This is a genomic window from Pseudarthrobacter oxydans, assembly GCF_034258515.1.
GTDB lineage: Bacteria > Actinomycetota > Actinomycetes > Actinomycetales > Micrococcaceae > Arthrobacter.
Window position 1 is genome coordinate 3,697,841 of the sequence record NZ_CP139438.1, and the last position, 12,958, is coordinate 3,710,798.

The 12,958-nt window shown below is 65.3% G+C and carries 11 protein-coding genes and 1 tRNA gene; 6 read left to right on the plus strand and 6 right to left on the minus strand.

Annotated elements, in window-relative coordinates; translation table 11 throughout:
• Positions 1 to 38: 38 nt before the first annotated feature.
• Genes SMD14_RS16875 through SMD14_RS16885 form a run of 3 tightly spaced genes read right to left on the minus strand, consistent with a single transcriptional unit; the run spans position 39 to position 1,657 of the window.
• Positions 39 to 950, minus strand: a complete 912-nt coding sequence (locus SMD14_RS16875) for an NUDIX hydrolase (RefSeq protein WP_157241104.1) — start codon at positions 948 to 950, stop codon at positions 39 to 41.
• A 16-nt stretch (positions 951 to 966) separates the two neighbouring features.
• Positions 967 to 1,500 carry a RidA family protein gene (locus SMD14_RS16880; RefSeq protein WP_321214401.1) on the minus strand — a complete coding sequence of 178 codons (534 nt, stop codon included), beginning with the start codon at positions 1,498 to 1,500 and terminating at the stop codon, positions 967 to 969.
• 1 nt (position 1,501) lies between these two features.
• Complete coding sequence (locus SMD14_RS16885; protein ID WP_003797879.1) at positions 1,502 to 1,657, minus strand: DUF4177 domain-containing protein; 156 nt, start codon at positions 1,655 to 1,657, stop codon at positions 1,502 to 1,504.
• A 37-nt stretch (positions 1,658 to 1,694) separates the two neighbouring features.
• Between SMD14_RS16885 and SMD14_RS16890 the strand changes: the two genes are divergently transcribed.
• The 5 genes from SMD14_RS16890 (at position 1,695) to SMD14_RS16910 (ending at position 8,898) form a co-directional block, all read left to right on the plus strand.
• Positions 1,695 to 3,980 carry a transglycosylase domain-containing protein gene (locus SMD14_RS16890; protein WP_321214402.1) on the plus strand — a complete coding sequence of 762 codons (2,286 nt, stop codon included), beginning with the start codon at positions 1,695 to 1,697 and terminating at the stop codon, positions 3,978 to 3,980.
• A gap of 6 nt (positions 3,981 to 3,986) precedes the next feature.
• The gene (locus SMD14_RS16895) at positions 3,987 to 4,934 is read left to right on the plus strand and encodes a metallophosphoesterase (protein WP_321214403.1); all 948 of its coding nucleotides are present in this window, start codon (positions 3,987 to 3,989) and stop codon (positions 4,932 to 4,934) included.
• 139 nt (positions 4,935 to 5,073) lie between these two features.
• Positions 5,074 to 6,894, plus strand: a complete 1,821-nt coding sequence (locus tag SMD14_RS16900; RefSeq protein ID WP_321214404.1) for an ABC transporter ATP-binding protein — start codon at positions 5,074 to 5,076, stop codon at positions 6,892 to 6,894.
• Positions 6,891 to 8,717: an ABC transporter ATP-binding protein gene (locus SMD14_RS16905; RefSeq protein ID WP_321214405.1), complete on the plus strand. Its 1,827-nt coding sequence runs from the start codon at positions 6,891 to 6,893 to the stop codon at positions 8,715 to 8,717. Before SMD14_RS16900 ends, SMD14_RS16905 begins: the two co-directional genes overlap by 4 nt.
• A gap of 104 nt (positions 8,718 to 8,821) precedes the next feature.
• Positions 8,822 to 8,898: transfer RNA gene (locus SMD14_RS16910), tRNA-Pro, on the plus strand.
• A gap of 137 nt (positions 8,899 to 9,035) precedes the next feature.
• On the opposite strand, the gene SMD14_RS16915 is transcribed toward SMD14_RS16910, so the two are convergent.
• On the minus strand, positions 9,036 to 9,263 hold the full coding sequence (locus SMD14_RS16915) for a hypothetical protein (protein WP_157241093.1): 228 nt from the start codon (positions 9,261 to 9,263) through the stop codon (positions 9,036 to 9,038).
• Positions 9,264 to 9,391: 128 nt separating this feature from the next.
• On the opposite strand from SMD14_RS16915, the gene SMD14_RS16920 reads away from it, so the two are divergent.
• Entirely contained in the window at positions 9,392 to 10,657 is a 1,266-nt protein-coding gene (locus tag SMD14_RS16920; RefSeq protein ID WP_321214406.1) for a helix-turn-helix transcriptional regulator, read from the plus strand.
• Between the two features lie 36 nt (positions 10,658 to 10,693).
• On the opposite strand, the gene SMD14_RS16925 is transcribed toward SMD14_RS16920, so the two are convergent.
• Together SMD14_RS16925 and purD are read right to left on the minus strand one after the other, a co-directional pair.
• Entirely contained in the window at positions 10,694 to 11,632 is a 939-nt protein-coding gene (locus SMD14_RS16925) for a phosphoribosylaminoimidazolesuccinocarboxamide synthase (RefSeq protein WP_157241089.1), read from the minus strand.
• 1 nt (position 11,633) lies between these two features.
• Positions 11,634 to 12,950, minus strand: a complete 1,317-nt coding sequence (gene purD, locus SMD14_RS16930) for a phosphoribosylamine--glycine ligase (RefSeq protein WP_321216298.1) — start codon at positions 12,948 to 12,950, stop codon at positions 11,634 to 11,636.
• Between the last annotated feature and the right edge of the window lie 8 nt (positions 12,951 to 12,958).

A 12,958-nucleotide genomic window follows, 5' to 3' on the forward strand; every position in this document is an offset into this window, starting at 1 on the left:
GCGGCAGCCCGCCAACCGGACCGAAACCCGCCGCGGACCTACCGTTCGCGCTGGGGATCGTCCGGGGTTGTCTTGGCGGCCTCGACCTCGAGCATGAGCCTGCCGTCCTCTTCAACCAGGACCGGCTGGTACACGTGGGCCTTGCGCTTGTAGCTCAGGTAGGCGATGCAGCCGTTGGCCATGGCCATCTTTTCGAGCATGATTTCAGAGCCGGGGACCAGGAGCTCACCCAAGGTGCGGCCCACTGTATTCTCCTGGCCAACCTCGTCGCCCAGGGCGGTGGTATCGCGCTCGGCGATCACGTCGGCAGCATTGACCCAGCGCCCCCAGACGCCCTTCCCGTCCAGCAGGGTGGGCTGCTGGTTCAGGGGCACGGTGGCGGCGAAGTAGCGGGTGTCGAACCGACGGTGCGCGAAGTCCGGGCTGCGCCAGTTGACCAGTGACTTCAGCAGGTCCGCCCGGACGGACAGTCCCCGCTTTGCCAGGATCTCCGGGAAGGTCTTCTCCTGCTCAGCCACGGCAATGCGGGCGCGCATCCACTCCGGGGTCGACGTCGCTTCCACCGTACTGGCCATGTCCGGGCCGGCCAGCAGCACGCCGGTTTCCTCGAAGAGCTCGCGGATGGCGCCCAGCACGTGGCGCCGCGCCAGCCCGACGTCGTCCGTTCCCATCTGCTCAGCCCAATGCTGGGGCGGGGGGCCGAGCCAGCCCACGGGATCGTCGTCGGCGGCGTCCAGCGATCCGCCGGGGAAGGCGAGGACGCCCAACGGCGAGGACCCCGGCCGGTAGGCCAGCCAGGTTTCCAGGCCTGTGGGGGAATCGCGCAGGAGGACCACCGAGGACGCAAGGCGCGCCGCGCGGGGCGTCCGTTCGCCGTGTTCGAGCCAGCTCTGGGCGGCCCCTTCAAGGTCCTGGGGAAGAGCAAAGAGCCGTCGAGCTAGCTGAGGCAAGGGAAACCTACCGGTCCTAGCTGAATTCCGCTATGAGTTCGACCTCAACAGGAGAATCGAGCGGCAGCACGGAAACGCCGACGGCGGAACGGGCGTGCTGGCCCGCATCACCGAGGACGCGCCCCAGCAGTTCCGACGCGCCGTTGATGACGCCGGGCTGTCCTGTGAAGGACGGATCGGACGAGACGAAGCCCACAACCTTGACGATGCGGGTGATCCGGTCAAGGTCACCAATGACGCTCTTGACGGCTGCCAGGGCGTTGACGGCGCAGATGGCCGCGAACCGCTGGGCGTCTTCGGGGGACACCGTGGGCTCGTCAGCATAGCCTTCGGTTCCGGCCGACACTTTGCCGGTTGCCGGGAGTTTGCCGTTAATGAACGGCAGCTGTCCCGAGGTGTACACGTGGCTGCCGGAAATCACGGCGGGGACATAGGCGGCCACAGGCGGAGCGACCTCGGGAAGGGTGAGCCCAAGGTCTGCGAGCCGCTGCTCAACAGCCGAAACAGGCGCCGCTGCTGCGCCGGGCGTGGCCTCTGCGGAGGTGCCCATGCTACTGCTTCTCCCTCTTGAGGTAGGCCACCAGGCCGTTTCCGTCCGGTCCGGGGACCACCTGCACCAGCTCCCAGCCGTCGTCTCCCCACTGGTCCAGGATCTGCTTGGTGGCGTGAATAATAAGCGGAATCGTCGCGTACTCCCATTTGGTCATGAGAGAAAGACTAGTCCTTGCCGGTAAAGTGGAAAACATGGCGACTCGTACGAACCCATTATTCGACACTGCCACCACCCTCGGTAAGATCCTCGTTTTCCTTGGCGTGAGTGCTATTTGCGGTGTCCTGGTAGCAGGCCTGCTGGTTCCCGCAGCGGCCGTTTCAGGCAGCGCAGCGAGCGGTTCCATCGAGTTCTTCGACACCCTTCCCGCCGAGTTGAAGGTTGACCCGCCCAACCAGACCACCAGGATCCTGGCTGCGGACGGAAGCGAGATCGCCAGCGTCTACACCGAGAACCGCACCAAAGTCGCCCTGGACCAGATCTCGCCCTTCGTTAAGGAAGCTGTCATCGCCGTCGAGGACAGCCGTTTCTATGACCACGGTGGCGTGGACACCACAGGCATCCTCCGCGCGCTGGTCAGCACCGCCCGCGGCAACAAGCAGGGCGCGTCCACCATCACGCAGCAGTACGTGAACAACGTCCTCAACGCCAACCTCGCCGCCGAGGGCAACGAGGACCAGATCAAGCTCAACGGTGTCAACAAGGGCGTGGGCGACAAGCTCCGCGAGATGAAGCTTGCCATCGCCCTGGAAAAGGAGTTCAGCAAGGAGCAGATCCTTGAGGGCTACCTGAACATCGTCTTCTTCAACCGCGACGCATACGGCATCGAGGCCGCGTCCCGCTTCTTCTTCAGCACCAGCGCCAAGGACCTCACGCTCCCTCAGGCGGCGTTGCTGGCCGGACTCGTCAACAGCCCGTCCGCGTTTGACCCCATCAACAACCCGGAGAACGCCAAGCAGCGCCGCGACCTGGTACTGGGCCTGATGCTTAACCAGGGCAAGATCACCCAGGCCGACCACGACGCCGCGGTGGCCACCCCCGTGGAGACCAAGGTAACGCAGCCTAAGCAAGGCTGCGCCTACGCGTCCACCGCCCCCTACTTCTGCGACTACGTGCTGCACCTGCTGGAGAACAACCCGGCGTACGGTGCGGACCGCGAAGAACGCCTGCGCCTCATCTACGGTGGCGGCCTGACCATCACCACCACGCTGGACCCGAACGCCCAGGCAGTCGCGCAGGAGCAGGTCAACGCCTCCGCCGGCGCCAACCCGGACAAGTGGGGTGCGGCCATGGTCTCAGTGCAGCCCAACTCGGGCAAGATCGTCTCGATGGCCCAGAACACCTCCTTCCTGCCCGCCGAAGGCGCCTTTGATTCCCAGGTGAACTTCAACGTGGACAAACTGGACAAGGACGGCAACGACCTCAACGGCCTCGGCGGTGCCCAGCCCGGCTCCACCATGAAGCCGTTCACCTTCGCGGAGTGGCTCAACGAGGGCAAATCCATGAACACCGTGGTCAACGCAGCACAGCGCCGCTACCCGCTGAACTTCCCGTGGCGCAACACCTGCGGCAAGGTGACAGGCGCCTACAACACGGCCCAGAAGTCACTTGGCGCCGCCGACGACCTGCAGAACGCCGAACCGCAGTGGTACCGGCCGCTGTCGGTCCTCGAAGGCCTCTACAACTCCATCAACACGGTCACTTTCGCTTCGGCGGCACAGCTGGACTTCTGCGGTATCCAGAAGATCGTGGATGCAACAGGACTCCATGGCGGGCTTCCGGCTGACGGCGAACCCAACCCGAAGATCAATATGTCCACGCTGGGCAACCTGCTCGGTTCCACCCAGACCGCCCCGCTGACCATGGCCAGCGCCTTCGCTACCTTCGCCAACGACGGCAAGTACTGCGAGCCCATCGCCATCACTGCCGTGACCGACCAGACCGGGGCCACCCTGCCGGCACAGTCCAGCAGCTGCCGGGACGCGGTCAAGCCGGAGGTTGCCCGCGGCGTGAACTACGCACTCCAGGAAGTCCTGAACCGCGGCTCCGGCTCGCTGATCCAGCCCCGGATTTCCACCCGCACCAGCTTCCCCATCGGCGCCAAGACCGGTACGTCCAACAACAACGGGTCCACCTGGGTGGTGGGCCACACCACAGGCCTGGCCACGGCTGCCTGGTTCGGCGACGCACTCGGCGCACAGGACCGGGCCGGCCAGAACATCACGGTCAACGGCAAGTTCTACCCCGGTATCGACGGTTACATGATCGCCGGACCCATGTTCTCGAACTTCATGTCCCGGATCGCGCCCGCCTACGGCACCAATCCGTTCCCGGCCCCGCCCAGCAACCTCCTGAACGGCGGCACGAACACCCGCACGCCCGCCACGACGGCACCGCAGGCAACCCAGGCACCGGCCCCGGCACCCGCCACCCAGCCCGCCCCCGCACCCGCGCCGGGCAACAGCGACAAGAAGAACTAGCCGCCGATGACTTCATCCAGCGAGTTGGCCAGCCGCGCCCGGACCATCGGGCGCGGCTTTGCCGTCACCGCCGGAACCGGGGCTGCCGCCGGAATGGCCGCCTTCGGGTACGGCCTGTGGGAGAAAAACCAGTTTGTCCTCCGTGAAGAGACCCTGGCCATCCTGCCCCCGGGGAAGAACCCCTTCCGCATCCTGCACCTGAGCGACATCCACTTCGTTCCCGGCCAGAAAAAGAAGGCTGCGTGGCTGCAGTCACTGGCCGAACTCAAGCCGGACTTGGTAGTAAACACCGGAGACAACCTCAGCCACGCCAAAGCGGTGGATCCCCTCCTGGCCGCGCTCCGTCCGCTGCTGGAGTTCCCCGGCGTCTTTGTCCCCGGATCCAATGACTACTTCGCCCCGAGCCTGAAGAATCCCGCTTCCTACCTGCTGGGGCCGTCCAAGGCCAAGCCCAAGCCGACGGCGCTTGACTGGCCGCGGCTGCGTTCAGGCTTCGGGATGGGCGGCTGGGTGGACCTGACCAACCGCCACCAGTCCCTGGTCATGAACGGCATGCGCTTCGACTTCTCCGGAGTGGACGATCCCCACCTGCAACGCGAGCGGTACGCCGGATGGCCGCGCGGGACCGTGAACCAGGACGCCGCAGACCACCTCAAAGTGGCCGTCATCCACGCGCCCTACCAGCGGGTGCTGGACCACTTCACGGAGGACGGCGCGGATCTCCTGCTCGCCGGCCACACCCATGGCGGGCAGCTTTGCATCCCGGGCTACGGCGCCCTCGTGGCCAACTGCGACCTTCCCACCTGGCGGGCAAAAGGCCTGCATGACTGGAGCAGCAATGGACGCACGACGCCGGTCAACGTGTCGGGCGGCATCGGCACCTCGCGCTTCGCCCCGGTAAGGATCGCCTGCCGTCCGGAAGCTGTCCTGCTGACCCTGACTTCGCCCGCCTGACCGGGTACGCGCGCCTATTGCCGTTCGTAACAACCGGCCAGGCTCTTTCCGGAACCACGACCCTGTGAATCGGCTCACGCCATGGCATAGGGTAGTTGCTACGGGAAACTACATTCGTTTTAGAGCTTGAGAAGCGGGCATGGCCAGGCAAACTCCATTTTTTGGGTCGATCAGTCGTCTCTACCCCCATGTCCGGCCCATTATCCCGCGGCTCGTGCTGGGACTCCTCTGCGCGCTGTTTGCCAGCGTTGTAGCCCTGGCCATCCCCCAGGTCCTGAGGGTCCTGGTCAACGAATCACTGCAGCCGGGCGGCAACACTGAGGCGATCTGGATGTCGGCCGGCATCATCCTGGTTCTGGGCATCGCTGAAGCGGGCCTGGTTGCGCTCCGCCGGCAGTTCGTCATCAACCCGGCCACCACCGTGGAGACCCGGATGCGCGTCTCCCTTTATGACCATCTCCAGGAACTGACGGTCTCCTTCCATGACCGCTGGGGCTCCGGCCAGCTCCTGTCCCGCGCCATGACCGACCTGAACTTCCTGCGCCGCTGGATGGCGTTCGGCGCCATCATGCTGGTGGTCACCACCCTCACCGTGATCATCGGTATTGCCGTCATGTTCGCCATGAGCTGGCAGCTTGCCCTGATCTTCCTGGCCGCGGCCGTGCCCATCATGGCGTACAGCTTCCGGTTCCGGACCCGCTTCAGCAAAGTGGCACGCCTCAGCCAGGACCAGGCAGGCGACCTGGCCACCACGGTGGAGGAATCCGTCCACGGCATCCGCGTGCTCAAGGCCTTTGGCCGCAGCCGGGAAGCACTCGAAACCTTCGAGTTACAGGCCGAAGAGCTCCGCCAGACGGAAATCGCCAAGGCGCGCCACCAGGCCACGTTCACCTTGGTGGTCACGCTCCTGCCGGAACTCGCCCTGGGCGCCGGCCTGGTGGTGGGTATCCTGCTGTGCTCCACCGGGCAGCTGAGCATCGGCGCGTTGGTGGCCTTCTTCGCCACCGCGGCGGTCATTGCCACACCCGTTGAATTTTCCGGCATGCTGCTGGCCATGGCACTTACCGCCAAGACCGCCGTCGACCGCCACTACGAAGTGATGGATACTGCCAACACCATTACCAGTCCCCCGGAACCGCGGAGGCCGCGCCAGCCCGCCGGCGCGCTCCGTTTCAACAACGCCACTTTCGCCTTCGAGGACGCCCCGGACAAGCCCATCCTCAAGGACATCAACCTGGAACTCCGGCCCGGTGAGACCATGGCCCTGGTGGGCATCACAGGAAGCGGCAAGAGCGCCCTGATCCAGCTGGTGCCCCGCCTCTACGACGTCACCGGCGGTTCCATCAGCATCGACGGCGTGGACCTGCGCGACTTCGACGTGGAGGAGCTCCGCCGCATCGTGGGCGTAGCCTTCGAGGACACCACCCTGTTCTCCAACTCCGTCCGCGACAACGTTCTCCTCGGCGCACCGGAGCGCACCGACGAGGCCCTGGACGAGGCGCTGGACGTGGCGCAGGCCCACTTCGCGTACTCCCTCCCGGACGGCGTGGACACGCTGATCGGCGAGGAGGGCCTCAGCCTGTCCGGCGGGCAGCGCCAACGGATTGCGCTGGCCCGTGCCATTGCCGCCCGGCCGCGGGTGCTGGTACTGGATGACCCGCTGTCCGCCTTGGACGTCCACACGGAGGAGCTGGTGGAGAACCGGCTCCGGACCGTCCTGAAGGACACCACCACGCTGATCGTCGCGCACCGGCCATCCACTGTTGCCCTCGCGGACCGGGTGGCCCTGCTCGAACAAGGCAGGATCGCCGCCGTCGGAACGCATACGGAACTGCTGGCAGGCAACGACCATTACCGTTACGTCATCGCCAGCCTGGACCAGGAACCCCGGGACCTGGATTCGGAGTTGTCGGACCTCGAGGACGATGCCGATATCCAGGAAGCCGAGGCCACCCGATGAGCGCCACGACATTCGGCACCGCCAACGAAGACAACGCCCACCTCAGCAAGAGCGACAGCAGGGCGGTACGACGGCGCTCGCTGGCGCTGCTGCGGTCACTGATCCGGCCGGTGCGCCTGCGCTTCTGGCTGACCATCGCCATGGTGGTCCTGTCCCAGGCGGCACGCGTGGCGGGCCCGGCGCTGATCGCCTACGGCATCGACCGCGCACTGCCCGCCCTCCAGGCCGGGGACAACGCGCCCCTGGTGCTCACCGGCGTCGCCTACCTCCTCGCGGCCATGGCGACGGCGGGGCTCACGGCCTTGTATGTCACGTCCACCGCCAGGCTGAGCCAGGCCATGCTGCTGGACCTGCGCCTCCGGGTGTTCCGCCACACCCAGCGGCTGAGCCTGGAGTTCCACGAGAAGTACACCTCCGGCCGGATCATAGCCCGGCAGACGTCGGACCTGGAGGCCCTCCGGGAGCTCCTGGACTCGGGGGTCAGCTCGCTCGCCTCAGGCGTGCTGTTCATGGTGTTTACTGCAGCCACCGTGTTCGCACTGGACTGGCGGAGCGGGCTGCTGGTGCTGGCCGCGGGCGTTCCCATGTTCCTCCTGGCCCGCTGGTACCAGAAACACTCCCAGATCGTCTTCCGGGAATCGCGGGTGGTCTCCGCCCGGCTGATTGTGCATTTCGTGGAAACCATGACAGGCATCCGCGCAGTCAAGGCCTTCCGGAAGGAGCAGGAAAACTCCGGGCTTTACAGCCGGCTCGCCGAGGAATACCGGCGGGTCACCGTGCGCTCCATCAACCTGAACGGCATCTTCCAGCCCGGGCTGGTGCTGATCGGCAACGTGTGCGTGGCAGTGGTCCTGCTCCTCGGAGGCTTCCGCGTCCTCGGCGGGGACCTGGAAGTCGGGGTTCTCCTGGCACTCATCCTCTCCACCAAACGGTTCTTCCAGCCGGTGGACCAGATGGCCATGTTCTACAACTCGTTCCAGAGTGCCCAGGCCGCGCTCGAAAAGGTCTCGGGGCTCCTCGAGGAGGTGCCTACTGTCCGGCCGCCGAAGAATCCCGTCGCACTGAAGGACGCCAAGGGTGCAATTGACTTCACGGACGTCGAATTCCGGTACGGAGACGGTCCTGTCATCGTCCCCAACCTGAACCTGCACATCCCTGCTGGGCAAACCGTAGCCTTGGTGGGCCAGACGGGAGCAGGGAAATCCACCCTGGCCAAGCTGATAGCCCGTTTCTACGACGTCACGTCGGGTTCGATCACGCTCGACGGCATCGACCTCCGGAGCCTCGGCACCACTGACCTGCGCCGCAACATTGTCATGGTCACCCAAGAGGCGTTCCTGTTCAGCGGCTCGGTGGCGGACAACATCGCATTGGGCCGCCCGGAAGCCTCACGCACCGAGATCGAGGAAGCAGCCAAGGCAGTGGGCGCCCACGACTTCATCATGGAACTTCCCGAGGGCTATGACACCGATGTCAACAAGCGCGGCGGGCGGGTGTCATCCGGTCAGCGGCAGCTCATCAGCTTTGCCAGGGCTTTCCTGGCCCGCCCGGCAGTACTGATCCTGGACGAGGCGACCTCCTCGCTGGACATCCCCTCCGAACGGCTGGTGCAGCAGGGCCTTGCCCGCCTCCTCGCGGGCACGGAGGCGGCCAGCCGGACGGCCCTGATCATCGCCCACCGCCTGTCCACAGTGGAAACCGCGGACAGGGTGCTGGTGGTGCAGGACGGCCGCATCGTGGAGGACGGCAGCCCGGCCGATCTCATTGGCGGCGGCGGACGCTTTGCTGACCTGCATGGAGCGTGGAAGGACTCACTGGTCTGATCCCGGTCCCCTGCCCCAGCCCGGCCGGCCTTCCTGTCCGGGCTGAGGATTTCGCATCGGGACCCGGCATCGGCTATCCTTGTAAAGTTGCTTTTGCAGCGGATCGGGATGTAGCGCAGCTTGGTAGCGCGCTTCGTTCGGGACGAAGAGGTCGCAGGTTCAAATCCTGTCATCCCGACCACAACTGAAGAGGGTCTCCTTACGGAGGCCCTCTTTTTTGTTGCCTGGAATCCGGCGCATCGGTAACTTTTTGGTAAAGGAAAAGCCCCGGAGCGGATGCTCCGGGGCTTTCCTCGCCTCCTGTTGTGAGGAAGCTGTTTACACCGGGTCAGGCCAGTTGCCCGTGTAGGTGGTGTAGCTGGTTTCGGTGCTGTTGGCCTTCTTGCCCTTGGTCTCCGTGGAGACGGGATCCGGCCAGTTTCCGGTTCCGGCTACAGCCACTCGTTCGGTGTCGGCAATGGAACCTGCAGACAGGACAGCCGGAGCCGCCGCAGAAAACGCTAAGGCCCCAGCCAAGGCGGCTGCAGCTGCAATCTTCTTCAACATATAAGTTCCTCAATACGAGTCGGATTCGTTACAAAGCCAGCACTGTCCTTGTTGACATACATTGTAAAATGTTTTCCACAGCGGCTGTCAAGCGCCAATGGGAAACCTGTGGAGAAAGGAGGAGTCCTGTGGGCAACGGATTCGGGGAGAAGCTCCGGGCGGAGAGGCTCGATCGGGGGCTGACACAGGCGGAACTGGGCAAGGACCTGTATTCACCCAGCTACATTTCCCTACTCGAAACAGGCCGCAGGGAACCAACTGCGGAGGTCATTGAAGAACTGGCACGCAGGCTGGAGCTTGCACCGAAGGCCTTGGAGGCATGGAGCCAGCCCATCTCGGTCAGCGACGCCGAGTACGTACTTGCAGGGCTCTACGCCCGCCAGGCCTGGGACCTGAGGGACTATCCCCTCGCCGCCAGCCATGCGGCTTCAGCAGCGCAGATAGCCCTGGACGGACGAAACACCAGCGCCTGGTGGAACATGAGCTACATGCAGGCCGAGTGCCTGCTGAAGCATGGCGACCTGCTGGAGTGCAGGGAGCTTGTGGAAAGGCTGCTCGAGCACCCGATGGCCAGGGAATCCGTGGGGCTGGGCGCGCGTGCCCGGCAGATGCTCGCGGTTGTGTGCCAGCGCCAGGGCCAGCTGACGGCTGCCGTGGAGCATGCAACGGAGGCAGTGGCCTTCGCGGAGCAGTTGCCCAGGGGCTCAGTGATCACCATCGGCGCGCTCCGGGCCCTGATCGGTGCGTTGGCCGAAAGCGGCCGCCTCAATGAGGCGTGGAAGTACTGCCAGGAATTGCTCGCCCAGGTGGATGAGCACGCGATGTCCCAGCTGGCCGGCGAGGTGGCCTGGGTCATCGGCAATGTGGCGTTTATGCGCCACGACTATGTGGAGGGCGTCAAACACCACGAACGGGCAGCGAAACTGCTGTCACCGGCAAATGACATCGAGCTGTGGGCCCGTTTCAATAAAGCGTCCGCCGCGGTACGGCTGTCCTCCGGAATTGTGGAGCCTGAAACGCTGTCATCCATTGAGCGGGCCGAGCTTGCTTTTTCAATCGTCAGCGGCACCAAGAGTGATGAGCTGGAAGTTGCCTTCATCCGCGCCCGGTGGCTGTACCTGACCGGGGACATCGTTGCCGCCGTCGAGAAGCTCCGGGAAATCCATGCCGAGCGGGACAACCTTGCGAAGCACACCGCCGGGGAAGTGTCTTTGCTGCTGGGGAAGTCCCTTAAGGCCGCGGGCGAAGCAGAAGAAGCCCTGGTGCACCTCGAAGAAGCGCAGAAAGCCTTCAGCGCCGCGGGAGCCGCTGACCGCGTCCAGCAGGCAATGGACGCGGTCCTGGAAATAAAGCTGGCCCAGCGGCGCGCCGCGGCCGCTGCCAAGGCAAGCTAGCCGGCACGCCGTTCGCCGGGAGCCGCTGGGGCTCCGTCAGGCGAAGGTTTTCCCCGTGAGTTTCTCGTACGCCTCAACGTAGCGGCTGCGGGTGCGTTCGATGACCTCGGCCGGCAGGGCCGGCGGAGGGGTGTCCGAGGACCTGTCCCAGCCCGATTCGTCCGATGTGAGCCAATCCCGGACGTACTGCTTGTCAAAGGAAGGCTGCGCACTGCCCGGCTGGTATGTTGCGGCGTCCCAGAACCGTGAGGAATCCGGTGTCAGGACCTCGTCGCCAAGCGTGATCGACCCCGAAACGGCGTCGTAGCCGAATTCCACTTTGGTGTCTGCCAGGATGATGCCACGCTCCCGGGCGATCTTTTCGGCCGTGGAGTAGATCTTCAAGGTGAGCTCGCTCAGGCGTCCAGCGATGTCGTCGCCCACCATGGCCACCACGGCGTCGTAGGTGATGTTCTCGTCGTGCTTCCCCACCTCCGCCTTGGCCGAGGGTGTGAAGATGGCGTGGTCCAGGCGCGAACCGTCCACCAGCCCCTCCGGCAGCGGAATGCTGCACACGGTCCCCGAAGCTTTGTATTCCTCCAGGCCGGAGCCGGTGAGATAGCCGCGGGCGATGCATTCCACCGGAAACATGTCCAGCTTCTTGCAGATCATGGCCCGGCCCTCCACCGCGGCGGGGACGCCGTCCTCCACGGTGGATCCCAGTACGTGGTGTTCCACGTCCAGCTGGTCAAACCACCACAGGCTCAACTGGGTGAGGATGCGCCCCTTGTCCGGAATCCCGCTGGACAGGACATGGTCAAACGCGCTGATCCGGTCGCTGGCCACCACCAGCACACAGTCCTGGCCGACGCGCTGCAGGATGGACTCGTCCGCCGGCTCGTACAGGTCCCTGACTTTCCCCGAGTAGACATGGGTCCATCCGGGCAGTTCGGGGGCCGTGGTGCTGAAACCGCGGGATGCTGGAACGTTGCTCATGCTAGGCCTTCGTCTCGGTCCGGTGGAGGGATGCACTGGCATTAAAGGGGACCTTCACTTCCCCGCGGGCGGCCTTGCCGCCGATGTCCGTACGGAACTGCGCGCCATCGAGCTGAATCAGTTCCACGCCGTCGTACGCTCTTTCACGCGCCTCCACCAGGTCGCTGCCCAGCGCGACGACGGCGAGCACGCGTCCGCCGGCGGACACCACTTTACCGTCCTCGTCGAAGGAGGTGCCGGCGTGGATGATGTGTACGCCTTCCAGTTCCTCCGCCTTCTTGAGCCCGCGGATTCGGTCCCCGGTGCGCGGAGTGTCCGGGTAGTTTTCGGACGCAATGACGACGGCGACGGCAGTTTCCTTCGCCCACCGCAGCTCTTCTGCCTTGTCCAGTTCGCCCTTGGCGGCTGCCAGCAGCAGGGCGCCAAGGGGCGTCTTCAGCCGGGCGAGGACGGCCTGGGTCTCCGGGTCGCCGAAACGGACGTTGAATTCGATGACGCGGGTGCCGCGCGAGGTGAGGGCCAGCCCCACGAACAGTACGCCGACAAACGGGGTGCCGCGGCTGGCCATTTCGTTGACGGTGGGCTGGGCAACGCGGTCGAGAACTTCCTGGACCAGGCCCTCGGGCGCCCATTCCAGCGGAGTGTACGCGCCCATGCCCCCGGTGTTGGGGCCTTCGTCGTTGTCGAAGATCCGCTTGAAGTCCTGTGCCGGGGAAAGTGCCACGGTGTTGTGTCCGTCGCAAAGAACGAACAGGGACACCTCGGGCCCGTCCAGGAACTCCTCGATGACAACCGAGCCGCCGGCTTCGAAGCAGGACTGCGCGTGAGCCAGGGCTTCCTCGCGGTTCGTGGTGACAACCACGCCCTTGCCCGCGGCCAGGCCGTCATCCTTCACCACGTAGGGGGCGCCGAAGGTGTCCAGGGCCGAGGCGGCTTCCTCCGCGTTGGTGGCCACCATGGCCATGGCCGTGGGCACTCCGGCTTCCGCCATGATTTCCTTGGCGAAAGCCTTGGAGGCCTCAAGCTGTGCGGCCGCCTTGCTGGGGCCGAACACGGGGATCCCGGCCTCGCGGACAGCGTCGGACACACCTGCTGCGAGCGGCGCCTCGGGACCCACCACCACCAGGTCCACGGCGAGCTTGGTGGCCAGGGCGGCGACGGCGTCGGGATCGTTGGCGTTGATGCTGTGGGTCGGGACCAGCTTGCTGATGCCGGCGTTGCCGGGAGCTGAGTGGACCTCGGACACGTTGGGATCGGCGAGCAGGGAGCGGACAATGGCGTGTTCGCGGCCTCCGGGGCCGATGACGAGTACCTTCACAGTCTCCA